13 protein-coding genes are annotated in these 16,689 nt (G+C 34.9%); 9 read left to right on the top strand and 4 right to left on the bottom strand.

All coding sequences use genetic code 11. The features are described 5' to 3' along the window. Positions 1–681: 681 nt before the first annotated feature. Positions 682–1,863 (bottom strand): DNA polymerase IV, encoded by a 1,182-nt coding sequence (gene dinB / locus ACZ2G0_RS14315; RefSeq protein ID WP_470308194.1) that lies wholly within the window; start codon positions 1,861–1,863, stop codon positions 682–684. Positions 1,864–1,947: 84 nt separating this feature from the next. On the opposite strand from dinB, the gene ACZ2G0_RS14310 reads away from it, so the two are divergent. From ACZ2G0_RS14310 to msrB, 9 genes are all read left to right on the top strand, one after another. Then, entirely contained in the window at positions 1,948–2,724 is a 777-nt protein-coding gene (locus ACZ2G0_RS14310; RefSeq protein WP_300288701.1) for an XRE family transcriptional regulator, read from the top strand. A gap of 81 nt (positions 2,725–2,805) precedes the next feature. Next, the gene (locus tag ACZ2G0_RS14305; RefSeq protein ID WP_470308193.1) at positions 2,806–3,258 is read left to right on the top strand and encodes a DUF1569 domain-containing protein; all 453 of its coding nucleotides are present in this window, start codon (positions 2,806–2,808) and stop codon (positions 3,256–3,258) included. 420 nt (positions 3,259–3,678) lie between these two features. Next, positions 3,679–5,058, top strand: coding sequence for an exonuclease domain-containing protein (locus tag ACZ2G0_RS14300; protein ID WP_470308192.1), 1,380 nt, complete (start codon positions 3,679–3,681; stop codon positions 5,056–5,058). A 181-nt stretch (positions 5,059–5,239) separates the two neighbouring features. Beyond that, positions 5,240–5,935, top strand: a complete 696-nt coding sequence (locus tag ACZ2G0_RS14295; RefSeq protein ID WP_470308191.1) for a TIGR04282 family arsenosugar biosynthesis glycosyltransferase — start codon at positions 5,240–5,242, stop codon at positions 5,933–5,935. Between the two features lie 43 nt (positions 5,936–5,978). After that, on the top strand, positions 5,979–8,954 hold the full coding sequence (locus ACZ2G0_RS14290; RefSeq protein ID WP_470308190.1) for a TonB-dependent receptor domain-containing protein: 2,976 nt from the start codon (positions 5,979–5,981) through the stop codon (positions 8,952–8,954). Between the two features lie 174 nt (positions 8,955–9,128). Further along, positions 9,129–10,130, top strand: a complete 1,002-nt coding sequence (locus ACZ2G0_RS14285; RefSeq protein ID WP_470308189.1) for a phosphotransferase — start codon at positions 9,129–9,131, stop codon at positions 10,128–10,130. Next, complete coding sequence (locus ACZ2G0_RS14280; protein ID WP_470308188.1) at positions 10,120–11,082, top strand: nucleoside hydrolase; 963 nt, start codon at positions 10,120–10,122, stop codon at positions 11,080–11,082. The genes ACZ2G0_RS14285 and ACZ2G0_RS14280 overlap by 11 nt, the downstream gene beginning before the upstream one ends. Positions 11,083–11,214: 132 nt before the next feature. Then, positions 11,215–11,844, top strand: a complete 630-nt coding sequence (gene msrA, locus ACZ2G0_RS14275; protein ID WP_470308187.1) for a peptide-methionine (S)-S-oxide reductase MsrA — start codon at positions 11,215–11,217, stop codon at positions 11,842–11,844. Positions 11,845–11,848: 4 nt separating this feature from the next. Then, positions 11,849–12,397 (top strand): peptide-methionine (R)-S-oxide reductase MsrB, encoded by a 549-nt coding sequence (msrB, locus tag ACZ2G0_RS14270; protein WP_470308186.1) that lies wholly within the window; start codon positions 11,849–11,851, stop codon positions 12,395–12,397. Between the two features lie 187 nt (positions 12,398–12,584). On the opposite strand, the gene ACZ2G0_RS14265 is transcribed toward msrB, so the two are convergent. The 3 genes from ACZ2G0_RS14265 to ACZ2G0_RS14255 all read right to left on the bottom strand — a co-directional run bounded on the left by ACZ2G0_RS14265 (position 12,585) and on the right by ACZ2G0_RS14255 (position 16,580). Beyond that, positions 12,585–13,487 carry an alpha/beta hydrolase family protein gene (locus ACZ2G0_RS14265; RefSeq protein ID WP_470308185.1) on the bottom strand — a complete coding sequence of 301 codons (903 nt, stop codon included), beginning with the start codon at positions 13,485–13,487 and terminating at the stop codon, positions 12,585–12,587. Between the two features lie 307 nt (positions 13,488–13,794). Next, positions 13,795–14,601 carry a tetratricopeptide repeat protein gene (locus ACZ2G0_RS14260; RefSeq protein ID WP_470308184.1) on the bottom strand — a complete coding sequence of 269 codons (807 nt, stop codon included), beginning with the start codon at positions 14,599–14,601 and terminating at the stop codon, positions 13,795–13,797. Between the two features lie 182 nt (positions 14,602–14,783). Next, positions 14,784–16,580, bottom strand: a complete 1,797-nt coding sequence (locus tag ACZ2G0_RS14255) for an ATP-dependent nuclease (protein ID WP_470308183.1) — start codon at positions 16,578–16,580, stop codon at positions 14,784–14,786. Positions 16,581–16,689 lie beyond the last annotated feature (109 nt).

Below are 16,689 nucleotides of genomic sequence, written 5' to 3'. Positions count from 1 at the left end.
TTTTCGCAGATAGATTTACTATATAATATGTGTTCCAATTTATTTTAAAGTATTTCGTTGAAAAACGTTTTGCGTTTTATTGAAGCCTATCATTGTTGTTTAGTAAGTAGGGCTTCGACAAGCTCAGCCTGACAAACGAAACTTGATTGATGCATTTTATTTCACGTTGATGAACCAAGAAAAAATCTGCGACAATCTGTGTAAATCTGCGTGCCAGTATGTTCTATATTTTTATTAAATAGTTATTTCATCATGTTTACTATTTTTTATTTCACGCAGATTTAGCTGATTTTCGCAGATAGATTTAATAAAAAATCTGTGTTCCAATTTATTTTAAAGTATTTCGTTGAAAAAAGGTTTTGCGTTTTATTGAAGCGCTATCATTGTTGTTTGTAAATAGGACTTCGACAAGCTCAGCCTGACAAGCGACACGTTATTTCATGGTATATTTTTATTAAAGGGGCTTCGACAAGCTCAGCCTGACAAACGATACTTGATTGATGTATTTTATTTCACGTTGATGAACCAAGAAAAAATCTGCAAAAATCTGTGAAATCTGCGTGCTAATTTTTTTATTTCACGCAGATTTAGCTGATTTTCGCAGATAAGTTTAATATATAATCTGTGTTAATCTGTGAAATCTGTGTTTAAATTTTAATCTGAATAAATCCATACGACAAACTAAAAATTACGTTTTAAAATGGTATTCTTCATATTCGGTTTTAAAGCGGCACCTGCACACCGCATCACCGCATCAAACCCATACCTACTTTTCATTTTATCCATAGCAGCATAAAGCGAAAGCATTTCCTGTGTGTCTTCAAAAAGGTCTATCTGATAGGTTCCGCGTACCAAACCACTAAAACGGACACCTACCAGTCGCAATCGCATTCGGCGTTGGTAGAGCACCTCAAACAAGCTTAAAACTTTCTTCGTCAGTAAATGATCGGCTGAGGTGTAGGCTATTTTGCATTGCTTGGTTTCGGTGTCAAAATTGGCGTACCTAATTTTCACTACTACTGTTGAGGTTAGCCACTCTTCGGATCGCAATTGGAAAGCCAGTTTTTCGACCATACCGCACAAAATTGCTTTGAGATGTGCCATATCAATCGTGTCTTGCACAAAAGTATGTTCGGTGGCAATCGACTTTCTTTCTGTATAGGGTTCGACAGGATTATTGTCGATTCCGTTGGCTTTTTTCCAAATTTCGACACCATTTTTTCCAATCATGCGTTGCAAAACTTCGGCTGGCATTTCGGACAGTGTTTGTATGGTTCGAATACCAATACGCGACAACGTCTGGAAAGTCACATCGCCTACCATGGGGATTTTCTGAATTGAAAGCGGATTCAAAAATGCCCGTACTCGATCTTCGGGAATGTCTAAATGCCCTTTGGGTTTTCCTTCGCCTGTGCCAATTTTCGAAACCGTTTTATTAATAGATAAGGCAAAACTTATGGGTAATCCAGTTTCTTTTACTACTCGTTCTGCGAGTTCATTCGTCCATTGGTAGCAACCATAAAAACGATCCATCCCGGTGATGTCCAAATAGAATTCGTCAATACTCGCTTTTTCCGTAATAGGTGATTTTTCTTGAATTACTTCGGTCACTGTGTGCGATAATTGCGAATAGCGTTCCATATCGCCTTTGATCACTTTGGCCTGTGGACACAATTTGAGCGCCATGGCTGTAGGCATCGCGGAACGCACCCCAAAACGCCTTGCCTCATACGAGCAGGAAGCCACAACACCACGATCACCACCACCAATTATTAACGGAATTCCTTCCAATTGAGAGTTGTTCAATCGTTCACAAGACACAAAAAAAGTGTCCAAATCCATATGTACAATTGCGCGTGCCATTTCGTTTTATTTTAGGTTACAAAATTAGCACAGATAAGAACATTTTTTAGTATATTTGTTGTTACAAATTATAACAAAGTTGTTATGTCCTTATTTTCAGACAATATCAGAGCCTTGCGAGTAAAGCACAATATCTCGCAAGAAAAAGTAGCCGCAAGCCTTTTAATTACAAGGGGTCGCTACGTAAAATACGAAGACGGAACCTCAGAAGCCCCCTATGAGATTCTGAAGAAAATCGCGCAATATTACCAAGTAAGTATCGACTTATTGTTATCGGTGGATATTCGGAAAGTAGAGGTCAGCGATTTGTTAAAACTCGAAAATAACCGACTCATTTTACCCATTCAAGTGGATCAAATGGGAGAAAACCGTATCGAAGTTGTTACCCAAAAAGTAAAAGCAGGTTACTTAAGTGGCTATGCTGATCCAGAGTATATCGAGCAATTGCAGCAAATATCTTTGCCGTTTTTGGGTGTGGGTAAATACCGTGGTTTTCCTGTTGAAGGCGATTCGATGCCGCCACACCAAAATGGCGATATTATAGTTGGGCGATATGTAGAACGCTTGGGCGAAGTACTCGATGGCAAAACTTATATTTTAATCACGAGAAGTGAGGGTATGGTGTATAAGCGATTGAATAAAAATAAAAAGAATGCCTTAGTGGTAGCCTCTGATAATTATTTTTATCCCGCTTATGAAGTGAAAGCTTCTGATATACTTGAAATTTGGGAATACCAATGTAGCATCGCTCGTTCTGATAAAAAAACAGAAGAGTTAGAAAGCACAACAATCAAAAATATGTTTGTTGAATTGAAGAAAGATATTTTAGAGGTGAAAAAAAATATCGGCCTGACAACCTAATAGTAGTTCAAAATCATTTCGACTAAAAAGCACAAGCATTAATTTAATAGCTGTTTTAGACTTGGAATAAACAAATTAAAAATGAGAAGGAATATATATAATAAATCAGATGTTTTAGGAATTATTGCGAGAGTTGAAATGCTGTCTTCAGATTCAGAAAGACTTTGGGGAAAAATGAATGTCGAACAAATGTTAGCACATTTAAACGCATTTCTTGAAACCGCATTGCATATTAATTCACCTGAGAGACTTTTTATCGGGAAAATCATTGGAAAGTTTTTTAAATCGAGATACATCAGTGAAAGACAATTTTCTAGAAATTCACCAACACATAAAAAATACATATTTATTAATGCTCAAGATTTAGAGAATGAAAAGCTACGATCGGTTGAACTACTTAAACAATTTTTTGATGGAGGAATCTCAAAATGTACTACTGAACCGCATCCGTTTTTTGGACACTTAACACCCGAAGAATGGGGAATTGTACAATGGAAACATTTTGATCATCATTTAAGACAATTTGGAGTTTAAAATTATAAACTTTAAAAATGTATGTTAAAGAAAGTACTCAAAAAGTACTAACATCTTATTGAAAGCTTCGGATATTCTTGAAATTTGGGAATACCAATGTAGCATCGCTCGTTCTGATAAAAAAACAGAAGAGTTAGAAAGCACTACAATCAAAAATATGTTTGTTGATTTGAAGAAAGATATTTTAGAGGTGAAAAAAAATATCGGTCTGACAACCTGATTCGGTTTGCGATCTTCTTTTTAGTAGTAAACCAAACCACGATCATCAAAGTCCACAAGGCTGAAGTGTAAAACAATAAAATTAGCCACTGATTAAATTGATTTCCACAGATTAGATTCTTTTTATCAGAATAAGATGTGGTAAAAGTTTTTTGAAACGATTTGCATCAAAAGGCATCGTTTCAGTTATAATTATGAACAATGAAAAACCAAGAATACGCAATAGTCGATATCGAAACTACCGGCGGGAATGCCACACACAGCCGCATTACGGAAATCGCTATTATCATACATGATGGCGAAAAAGTAATTGACCGTTGGGAAACGTTAGTAAATCCCGAAAAGGATATTCCGCCTGCTATATTTGCCTTAACAGGAATCACAAATGAGATGGTTAGTGATGCGCCTGTATTCGATTTAATTTCAGATAAAGTATTTGAGTTACTGTCGGACCGAATTTTTGTAGCACACAATGTAAATTTTGATTACTCCTTTGTTCGCCACGAACTAGAAAGAGCGGGTTTGAAATGGACTGCCAAAAAACTGTGTACCGTTAGAGCAGCTAGGAAAATCAGACCTGGATTACTTTCTTACAGTTTGGGTAGGCTTTGTGATTCTTTAGATATTCATCTCGACAACCGTCACCGTGCTGGTGGTGATGCCGATGCTACCGCTATCTTGTTCAGTCGTTTACTAGAATGGGATACCGATAAGGAAATGGATAAAATGATCAAAAAAACGGCTCCTGATCAGCGATTACCGCCTAATTTACCAAAAGAAGATTTTGAACTCTTGCCTGAAAAATCGGGTGTGTATTATTTTTATGATGAGCATAATAAGGTTATTTATGTAGGCAAAGCAGTCAATTTAAAAAAACGAGTAGCCTCGCATTTCAGCGGTCATAAAATCACGCCACAGCGACAAAATTTCCTTAGAGAAATTTATGCGATTACCTTTGAAGTATGCGGCACCGAGTTAATGGCCTTGTTGCTAGAATGTACCGAAATCAAAAAATTATGGCCCGTTCACAACAAAGCACTAAAACGCTTTGAACCTAAATTTGGCTTATTCGAGTACGAAGCGAGAAACGGTTATCGGTATTTAGCTGTAGGTAAACTAGCCAAAAATCAAAGTTGTATCGAAACCTTTGACACTATTTATGGAGGCATCAACTTATTGCAGGATCTCTCAAAACAGTTTGATCTCGATCAGCGATTTTGTAAGTATGGTAGTTTATCGGAAGGTGTTTTTTCAGCACAATCGGAAATTATACCCTTGCCAGAAATGGAGTATCATAACGACCAAGTACAAGCTGCAATTGATTTTCATGTTAACAATAGATCTAGTTTTGCTATTATCGACAAAGGTCGAAATAATGACGAGCGTAGTTGTATCTGGGTCGAAAAGGGACACTTTTACGGAATGGGTTATCTCGATACGGATGTAGCGATTAATGACCTAACTGAAATTAGGGATTATGTTACACCTTATCCTTCCAATCAATATATCACGGAATTGCTTTGTTCTTTTGCACAAAAATATCCTGCTAAAGTCCGAATTTTAATTGAAGAGTCTCATTGATTCTAAAGTAGTTATGCTGTTGCTTACATTGTTTATCACGCATTTAGTACTATTTTGGCTTACAAATTACCATTTTGCTCAAACTATACTTCGCTTACTTACGTATTTATAAAGTAGTTTAATGTTATAAATAATTTTAAGCTGAATGTCAGTTTTAATAAAGCCCTTCGTCTAACTAATCATGAGTATAATAAAGCATCTCCCTTCGCGAACAGCCATCCTTCTTTTTGCTCAAAGTGCTTCATTAGAAAGTACGGTAAAACCAATTGCTCATAGTAAAAAGCAGAATGACTTGTTGTGGAGTAAAATGAATCAAAAAGTTTTACAAACGATTCATAAAACAAAACTACCTTTCTTCATTTCTAATGAAACTGTCCAAGAGGGAAATAGTTTTGGCGAGAAACTAAGTACTGCTCTTGAAGCCGTTTTCAATCAAGGATTTGAAAAGGTAATTATCGTAGGAAATGATAGTCCGGGACTAACTGCAGCACTTATTCAAAAAGCGAACGTTTCGCTAGACCATAACGAACTTGTCTTGGGACCCAATTACAAAGGAGGTGCTTATCTTATAGGAATTTCTAAAGGTGTTTTTGATAAAGACTTGTTTGCTACTTTAGATTGGAAAACGTCGAAAGTATTTCAGCAATTAAAAGCATTATCAACTGAGCAATCCTTTATTTTAAAGCCTTTATCAGATTTTAATTCCTACGCTGATTTTAGCACAGTTACTATTGGTCTTTCCTATTTAAGCAAAATTAAAGACATCGTATTGTCTTTACTATTTTACCAATTATTCTTAAATCGATTTATCGATACCGCATACACTTATAATGTTCTTGGATTTAATTTTAACAAAGGCTCACCTGTTTTAGAATAATTACAAACCTTTTTTTAAAATTATAATTCAAAAACACACTTAAATGAAACAATTTTTCTTGTTTTTATTGCTGAGCATCACCACAATTGGGGTAGCTCAAGAAGACGTATCAGTCTCAATTATCGATTTCAATACACAAAAACCACTAGCTGATTTACAGGTTTTGCTTGTCAATAGCTCTCGTAACAGCAGTGCAAAGCAAATTTCAAATAGCCAAGGTAAAGTTACTTTTAGAGGCGTTCCTGCTTTAGATGGATACCAAGTAATTTTTGAAGGAACAGCTGTTTACGCCGCTCAAAAGTCGGACTTGATCAGTGTTCGTTCTAATCAAGCACCATCAGTATCCTTATTATTGATGCCTAAAGAATCCAATGAATTAAATGAGATTGTGATCACCAAAGGAGCTACAGCACAAATTAATCGTCGGGATGCCGAAGTTTCTTTTGAAATGAAAGCAGCCGAAATTCAAGAAATTCCGGTTGAGGGTCGCGATATTACTAGAGTTTTGTTTCGCTTGCCTAACGTGTCTCAAGCCACTGGGTTTTTTCCCGAAGCTGCCAATGTGAGTATCAACGGAGCTAGCTCAGGATACACCTCGTATTTAATTGACGGTTTAGATAATAATGAACGTTTTTTAGGAGGACAAAAATTTGCCATTCCGTCTGGATTTGTAAAAGATGTAACGGTTTTAACAAGCAACTTTTCAGCAGAATATGGAGTAACAGGAAGTGGAATCATCAATATTACGCCTCGATCTGGTTCTAATGAAACCACTGGCGAAGTTTTTTTCGTTAGTAGACCCGGTCCAGCAATTGACGGAAAGTCTAGTTTTGCTCAAAGAGATTTATCAGGAAATCAAGTTAAAAATGGTTTTGCGCGTTATCAAGTAGGTGCAGGAGCTGGTGGTGCGATAACCAAGGACAAAACGTTTTACTATGTGAATTTTGAGCACACAACGGATATAAAAGATAATTTACTGAATGTACCCCAATTAGGCGTTACTGAAACGGTTCGAGGAACGAATACTTTTGATTACTTTTCGACTAAAATTGATCAAATTTGGAGTCAAAACTTCAACTCTTCTTTGCGTGCTAACGTAGGTAGAGTGGCTATTGAGCGCCAAGGTGGTGGACTAGAAGGAGGTTCTACTTTTGCGTCAGCGGGAAATACCCAAGACCGTAATAGTATTTTATTGGCTTTGAAAAACAGCTATAAATTCGGGAATTTTTCAGGAGAAAGTAATGTGCAGTACAGCCGTTTTAGATGGAATTATGCTAAACCATTCAATCCTAATACGTCACAAGTAACTGTTTTGGGCGTAAATGACGAAACAATAGGGGTGATAGGAAATCCAGGTTATGTTTTTGATGCTATCGAAAACACGGTACAATTGCAACAAAAAGTGAAATATTATAAAGAGAATCATACTTTTAAAGCGGGACTGAATTTTATTAGAGCCGATCATCAATTGTATGGCGGAGGAAATCCAGTTGGAAATTATAAAGTGAAACTGAATCAAAGTCAAATAGATGCCATTAAAAATAGTGGAGTAGGTGGCGCTTTAAATGTGAATGATATTCCGCAAGATGTACAAGTTATAGATTATGTTGTCGAATTAAGACCGACCTCTTTTGGTACCAATCAAGATATATATTCGGCTTATATAGAGGACTTATGGTCGGTATCCAATAAATTGAATCTTACTTTAGGTTTGCGTTATGATTATGACAATTTGTCCAAAGGAGGAAGCGATAAGGGAGATTATAACAACCTAGCACCTCGTTTTAACTTTAACTACAAACTTAACAATGACAGCAGTTTGCGTGGTGGATTTGCGATTTCCTACGATAAAGTAAATTATGCATTGTACAGTGACGCTTTGCAGTATAACACGAATTCTCAAAGTTATAAGTTGCAATTAGAAGAGTTGAAGCGTTTAGGAATTTTACCAGCTGATACCAATATTGATAGAATAACTTATAACGGAAACTTAGCAGCTACTGTAACAGGCGTTAATTATTTACAAGGACCGTCAGCGACTGATTTGCAAGGACAAAGAGAAAATATATTTTCGAGAGAGCGACGAATCTTAAATCCCAATGGTTACAAAAATGCATATACTAAGGAATTTGCCCTAGGTTACCAATTGCAATTATCAGATGAGCGCATGTTTTTTGTGGATTTAGTTCACAATCGCGGACAAAATTTAACTCGTTTGCGAAATTTAAACGCTCCTGCAGAATATCCTATCGATCCTAATAATGTAGTTATTAGAACAGAAGATGAAGCAGATGCTACTCGACCAATTCCTATTTCGAATTTTGGTGCGACTATTAATGGTCAAAGAGTTACAGGAATAGCACGTAGCGTAATTGTGAGTGAAAACGAAGGAAAATCAACGTACTATGCAATGAGTTTGAATTACCAAAAAACAAGAGGTACTGATGATTATTCGTACCGCTTAAATTATACGTTGTCATCAAGTAAAAATGACACTGATGGAATTAACTTTAGAGCTTCTGATGGGAATAATTTTGCGAATGAGTGGGGACCATCAGTAAATGACAGGACACACAATATTAATGGTATTTACAGTTACTATCCTTTTAAAGGAACTACGGTTACCCTTGCAGGATTGTTACAAAGTGGCCAACCTATAAATAGAATACCACTTGGTTTTGGAACCACTGACTTAAATGGCGACGGAGCTAGCTTTTCCGATGCTTATCAAGGAAACAGTGATCGTTTCCCGGGAGAGAGTAGAAATAGCGACCGTTTACCATGGAATACTACCTTTGACTTAGGTATCCAACATCAAATTGCCATTGCAGGAAATAATAAGATTGAATTACGCGCCGACATTTTTAATGTATTGAATGCCGAAAATTTAAGTGGATACAGCAACAATGCAACACAAAGTAACCAGATTCAAGGTGGCTCAAGTGCAAGCGGATTGTTTACCCAAAGAAACGCTTCGCCACCAAGACAGTTTCAATTTAGCGTTCGTTACTTATTTTAAATAAAACAAATAGGGATGGAGGTATTCTCTTGAACTATGTATAAATTCGCGTTAGGGATAGCAACGGCATCTCCCAAGGCATAAAACAGGGCTTTTTTCAGCCTTGTTTTATGTCCATTGGGAATACAGTGAATAGCCCGACCCTTGTGGTAACGCCCAACTAAAAAATAAAATATGTTTGTACTAAATGCAAATGAGCCTACTGAATTAGCTGCTTATTTACAATCCCAAAATTGGATTGAACCTACGGAATCGATTGTTTCTATTTCTAAACCAGGAGAGGGAAATATGAATTGCGTCTTGCGAGTAAAAACGGCTGCGCGCTCCTTTATTGTTAAACAATCGAGAGGCTATGTCGAGAAATATCCGCAAGTAGCGGCGCCTGCTGAGCGTGCGATTACGGAAGGGGCTTTTTACGAAAAAGTAGCTACAGTTGCTGCAATTCAAAGTATAATGCCTAAGATTTTAGGGCTCGATCCTAAGTCTAATGTCATTGTTTTGGAAGATTTAGGAGAATCTAGCGATTATACCTCTTTGTACCAATTAGACCAAAAACTGGAAGCGGCCCAACTTACGCAATTAGTAACGTATTTGAATGGTTTGCACCAAAGTTTTCAAAAAACAGTCGTTGATGATGAGCTGGAAAATAAGGAGATGCGCAGCTTGAACTACGAGCACATATTTGAGTATCCGTTTCGAATCGAGAATGGGTTTGATTTGGATGTTATTCAGCCTGGTTTAAAAGCTTTGGCGTTAACTTATAAAAACGATGAGCAGTTAAAGCATAAAATAGGTACGTTAGGCTCGTTGTATTTATCGAAAGGAAAGTACTTACTCCATGGTGATTATTATCCTGGGAGTTGGCTTAAAACGGGAGACGGAATAAAAGTAATAGATCCCGAATTTTGTTTTTACGGCTTGCGCGAATTTGATTTAGCGGTTATGTTGGCCCATTTGTACATCACGCAGCAGGAAGAAGGAGTGATCGCATTTGTAAAAGAAAATTACAGTCAGTTTAGCGAGTTGAATTCGACTATTTTGAATGGTTTGATTGGAACTGAAATCATGCGCCGATTGATAGGATTAGCACAATTGCCATTGCAAATGGACTTAGAAATGAAGGCAGATTTACTAAGGTTTGCCAAAACTTTAATTTTAGAACAAGATGAAAAATAAAATAGTCCTTTTTGCTTTTTTGCTTACGGCAGCACTGCAAGCCCAAACAAAAGTTTGGTTCGACACTGATTTGATGATTGGAATGCCTGATAAAACACCACGTGAGGTCGATGATGGGATTACGCTAATCATGGCTTTGAAGCAACCGCAAATAGAAATTGTAGGGATTAGCTCCATTACTTACGTTGATTACAGTTACGATGTAATTCATAAAATATTGAAATGGCACAACAAAGGAGCTGCAATTCCAGTATACAAAGGTTCTCCAAACGCTGATGATATAGGTGTCGAGAATGATGGAACGAGAGCATTGTATGAGGCTTTGAAAAAAGAGAAGCTGACTATATTAGCTTTAGGACCAATGACTAATATTGCGACCTTAATCAAAAATCACCCCGATATTATTCCGCAAATCGAAAAAATATCTATTTGTGCTGCACGTACTCCTGGACTGCCTTTTAATCCAGGAAACGGAAAACTAAATGTGTTTGATTACAACTATGAGTTCGATTATAAATCGATGGATATCGTTTTAGAGTCGGCTATACCTTTAGTATTTGCAGGTTATGAACCAAGTTCGTACACCTTTATTGGGAATATCGATTTGGCTAGCTTAGATCAAAACGAAGAAGCGGATAAATGGTTATTCGATATCGTGCAGCCTTGGATGGAGAAAAACGAAAAGTTTTTTGGCGTTCGCGGCTTTATTCCTTTTGACTGTTCGACCTTAGGCGTTATTACGCATCCTGATTATTTTACCTATTACAAAGACATTCCTATTAAAGTCAATTATCGAAAAAATGATGCTTTGACTGTACAGCCTACCGTACCCTACAAAAACTTTTTAGAGGTGTCCTATAAATACAAGACAAAAAAGAAGGTTGATTATGCCATTAGAGCTTTGCAAGGTTTTGAAGAGAAGATTTTAGAAACGCTATCTGTCAAAAACTAACAAAACTTTAGGATTTGTTTGAAAACCAAGCTTGTGTAATAGTCGTAAATTACAAAATAGAAAGGCAGGTTACTTTATTGCAAAGCACAAAGACCTTTTAATCAATTGATAACTAATAGTAAACAGTATAAAATGAAAATAGTAAGTTACTTATTCGTGTTCTTTACAGTGATCAGCTGTACGAATGCACAAACAAAAAAATTGTCATTAGAACCTAAAAAAGGACAAGCAGTTGCTGTTTTTGCCGAAGGATGTTTCTGGTGTAGTGAACATGTTTTTGAAGCTGTAGTAGGTGTAAACGAGGTGATCTCTGGTTACAGCGGTGGGACAATGAAAAACCCATCATATGAGCAAGTTGGATCGAATAGAACAGGTCATGCGGAATCAATTGCTGTTTTTTATGATCCAAAAGTAATCTCGTACAAGGAGTTAGTAAATGTATTTTTTGCATCTCAAGATCCTACGACACCTAATCAGCAAGGACCAGATAAAGGGTCGTCCTATCGTTCCATTGCTTTTTATAAAGATGCGAATGAGAAAAAAATCATCGAGGATAAAATCAAAGATTTGACCGCTAAGAAAGTATTTCCAAATCCGATTGTGACAGAGGTAAAGCCAGTTAGTGATTTCTACGAAGCCGAAGATTACCATCAAGATTATGTAAAAAACAATCCCAATCAGCCTTATGTAAAGGGAGTTTCGGTTCCTAGATACAATAAGTTTAAAACAACTTATAAAGGAAAGTTAAAACCTAAAAGCTAAAATTATGAAACGATACCACCAATTAATTGCCACGATATTAATTTCCTTTAGTTTTATTGCTTGCCTGCAAGCAAGTAAAGGAAAGAAAGAAGCTGCAGCGACCGATAACAAAGTAGCAGTAGCGCAACAAGCTACTCTTTCGCTCTCAGACACTATTTTGAAAAAAGTAGTAAAAACGGATGCGGAATGGAAGAAGGAGTTGACTCCTAATCAATATTATGTATTACGTGAAAAAGGTACTGAGCGTCCTTTTCAGAATGAATACCATGACAATCACAAAAAAGGAACGTATTACTGCGCCGGTTGTAACTTGCCGTTGTTCTCCTCAAAAGCAAAATTTGATTCAGGTACAGGATGGCCTAGTTTTTATGATGTTTTAGACAAAAGTAGGGTAAACGAGGTAGTAGATAAAAGTGCAGGAATGGTGCGAGGAGAGATTGTATGTGCGCGTTGTGAGGGACATTTAGGACATCTTTTTGATGATGGACCTGATCCTACGGGATTGCGTTATTGCATGAACTCAGCTTCATTGAAATTCCAAGAAACAAAATAATGATTTGGTTAATTATTCGAAAAAAGGGCGTTTATTTCATCTGAAATAAACGCCCTTTTGGGTTGGTTACTATTTGATAGTATACAAATGTTGTGAGCTTCGTAGGATTTAGAAAACGTTAGAAATAGGCTTGGATCCCAAAAGATTGGTAATTTTATAAATGGCAGTTGTAGGCATTACTTTATTGTTATTTCATTGATTTTTTCCTGTTCTTCATGTCAACAGTTTTCTGTTTAATCCATTCAATCGAAAGGGCAAATGGTGCTGTGTTGTCGCTTGATGCTGTATTGTGTCCTAAGGTTGGGAACAAAGCGTATTCAAATGTTTTACCTTGAGCTTTGAGTGTATTTAATTGCTCGATACACATCTTAACGGGAATTTGGATGTCCTTTTCTCCAAAAAGCCATAGTCCGGGGATAGAAAGGGTATTCAGCGTAATTTTAGGATCAGTTGCAGTAAATTGATACTTGTCTTGGTCGAACAGGGTGTGTTCGCGAGCATCGGCATCCGTATGGTTTTCCCAAAAAGTAGTATTGCCGTTCGTGTAAAACTGAAAGCGAAGCTGCTCTAAAGTCGTAATCGTAGGGCAACTAAACAGAACCATAAATGCTACTTTTGGATTTTTGGTTGCTGCAATGGGAATAATCCATCCTGCTTGACTGAATCCAACTAATCCAATGGATATTTTTTTATCCTTCAAATGGGTGCGAAGCGTTTCTACTGCTTCGCTAGCATCCATGGCTAATAAAGTAAGATTACTATTTTCGATATTGTTGGTCCCAACAGATGGACCTACATATACACCTCCAGATGCTCCAACTCCGCGCTTGTCATAGGTCAAAACAGTAATTCCTTGTTTAGCTAGACGTTTAGCAAACTCCATTTCCCTTTTTACAGGATCCGACCCGTGAACAATAACGACTGCGGCAAACGAATTTTTAGGCTTAAGTATGGAGCCAGCTAAGGTTACGCCTTGACTTTTAAATTGTATCTCTTGAATAGTATAAGTATCCGATTGGGCAATTGCTATTTGTGATACTATAACTAATGACAACCAAAGAAGTAAGTTGGGAATAAAGTTGCTTTTCATTTGGTTTGAATTTGAATTATCTATTCAAGGGTATCACTTCTGTTGTTTTACTTTCAACGTCTTGGCACTATACGGATTTGGGGATTAAAGAGGCGAGTTTTTTCCATAAGCCAAATGCCCCGATTTCGTGTAACGGCTGTGCTTGTTGCACAACTGGCTTTTTGTTTAATTTTGGTTAGGTTTGATAAATACTTAATTTATAAAGTACTACAAATCAGTTGAATATAATTTTTAAATTTTACATTTTTTGACCAACATTACTTATTATTGAGTTGTGCAACAAGCACGGCTGTTACCAGCTGTTTTTTTAAAATTTCAATAAGACTTTTATATCTTCGGGTATTTGCTCTTTGTTTTCAATTTGTCCATAAAGCTTAAAAGCTTTCTGTTTCATTTTTTCGTCATTCTTAATTTCAGAAACTTTGAGTAAGCACAATGAATAATGAATTTTAAAGTTTTCATCTTTTTTGTATGTTGAATAACATTTTTCTAAATACTCTAAACCTTCATCGTATTTTTTGTTTTGAGATAACAAAATGCCTTTTAAGAATATAACTTCATCGTTTAATTTCGGATTTAATAATTTATATTTTTCAATTGCAATATTTATATTTTCTAATCCTTTATCTGTGTCTCCAAAAATAGGAGAGGTTAATGCAAATCCATAATAACCTTCAGGATTTTCAGGAAATAAAGTAATTAATTCATTGTATTTTTTTCGAGCAATTTCTAATGATTTTTCGTTACCAACTCTTAACCCTTCGGAAGCTAAATTTATTTTAAATTCTAATGTTTTTTTTGACAAACTATCTGCCATAATATAACAAGCTATTGCCTTTTCGTCATTTAATAATCTCAAAGTGTATCCTGTAAAAAAAATTGCATCACAAAAAGTAGTGTCAGCTTTATAAGCCTTAAAGAAAATATTTGAAGTTATTTTGAGGTATTTTTGGTCTAAAGATTTATTTAAATATAATGTTTCAATACCTAAATTAAAAAGCTTCATAGCTTCGGGATTTTCAGATTTGCAATACAATCTTTTGCCTTCAAAATAATCTTGTGAAAAAGTTAAGTTAGAGCTGATTATAAATAATGTTATAAAGATTTTTTTCATATTTATTTATTTAATTTCTGTGATTTTTTGGCAAAATAGCTGGTAATGTCCTGGCGCTACAAGATGTTTGGGATAAAAGACGCGAGATTTTTCCATTATGCACAAGTTTTCAAAGTACAAAACCATTTTCCTACTGCGCAAAATGCCCAAAATGTTTTGTAATGGCTGTTGGGGGATTTTTTTTATAGTTTTTTTTCTAATACATTTATTAATTTAGTGAAATTTGATAATGTTTCTTTCGAAAAGTTGAATTTCTTGTCTTGTAAATAAAGTTCTTGTAAACTTCGATTAAATAGACTTTTTGTAACGTTTGGTTTTTCTTCGCTAGGATATAATTCTCTAATCAAATTTTGACGTTCATCATCTTTAAACATTTTTTCCATTTCGTAATTTTCCCATTTATCGTCAATGTCAGCGTAAGTAATTATCAAGCTTTCAACAGATTTTCCAAATAAATCGATATATCTTTTCTTTTGTTTTATTCCTTCTTTATCAGAATCTAATAATATTAAAAAATTTGCTCCCCAACCCAAGTATAGGCTGACTAGAGTTTCAAGATTACTTGCACTAGTTCCTGGTACAATTTTTAATAATTTTTTTCTTTTTAATTGTATTTCTTGCATATACATCAGAGTATAGAAATCATTTTTACCTTCTGTTATAATTACCTCTGGAACCATTTCTAAACTTGATGGTTTATAATCTAAAACTTCAAGTATAGGTTGGAAATAATTATTTTGATTTGGATACTTTACTGCAAATTCTCTGTATTTATGAATTGAAATCTTAGTGTTTTTTGAATTGTAATTTTCTTCATTATCATAATCTATAGATTCATTTTTTATTACAAAAGTACTTTCTAACCATTTTGGATTTATCAAATAATGACTATGAGTTGTGTAAATTACCTTTGGTAATTTTTCAAAGCTTTTTAACAATTCTGTTTGAGCTGAAGGATGTAAATTTGACGCTGGCTCATCAAATAAGAAAAATGCATTTTTATTTACAGTTCTATACTCTCTAAATTGCGTTAATAAGATGTAAACGAAAAACCATCTAAATCCTAGAGAACGTTCAATAATTCGATATGTATCAACATCGTCTTTTATATTGAATTCTATATATGTTCCATTGACATCTTGCCCTGTATATAGTATAATCTCAGTTTTTGAGATTTCTTTATTGAATATTTGATTCCATTTTTTAAAAATAACTTCAGTAAGTTTTTTTTGCATTTTACCAATTAGACTATTAAGATTTCTCTTCTCTGATTCATCTGTAGAAACAATCCTTTTTATCAAATGATCATCAATATTTAAGTCATTTTCAAGCGAATCTAAAATATCTTGTATTATAGTTTGATAGAATAAATGTTTTTTTTCAGATAGTAGATTGTCAAGGTAAATTCGTTCAGGAAATTCAAATAAAAAATTTGGAAAATAAAGTATGCTAGGCATATTTTCTTTTATATATCTAAAAACAAATAACGCATCAGTATTATCTAACTTTTTAGAAATTTTTGCTTTTTTCTTTTTTCCAGATATCCTATATTCCCATAAATATTTGTCATTATCTTTTTGATGGATAGATTTTTGAAAGTAGTATTCTTGAGTAAATGAAATTTTATTATCAAAAGAAGTTATTGAAATACCTTCTTTAGCAAAGTCTTTGGTTAAATTCAAAATTTCTTTATCGTCTAGTTCAATTGTAGCAGAAATTAATATTTTACCATTAAAGTTATCACGCTTATTTATAGGAATTAAACTATGTATATCTTCAACTTGGTAGTTGTTTAGTTCGAGAGCATCCAAACGTTCTGGTTTGTAAGCAAAATAATTTATAGCTTCTAATATAGTAGTTTTTCCACTTTCGTTTAATCCAACTAAAGTATAAATATTACTTTGAGGATTTTTACTTAAATCAAGAGTTTGGTTCTCTATACCTTTAAAATTTTCGAATTTAAATTTGGTAAACTTCATTTTATATATTTGATTATAAGTATTTTGTGAGTTTAAATATCTGCCAACTTGTATATATCTTCTTAACGCCTGTAAGGTATTGTATTTGTTGGTACTCCTTAATTTTTAA

It is taken from the genome of Flavobacterium sp. KKT103 (assembly GCF_055640565.1).
The sequence above is the reverse complement of the archived record's forward strand: the minus strand, read 5'-3'. Positions and strand labels throughout refer to the sequence as shown.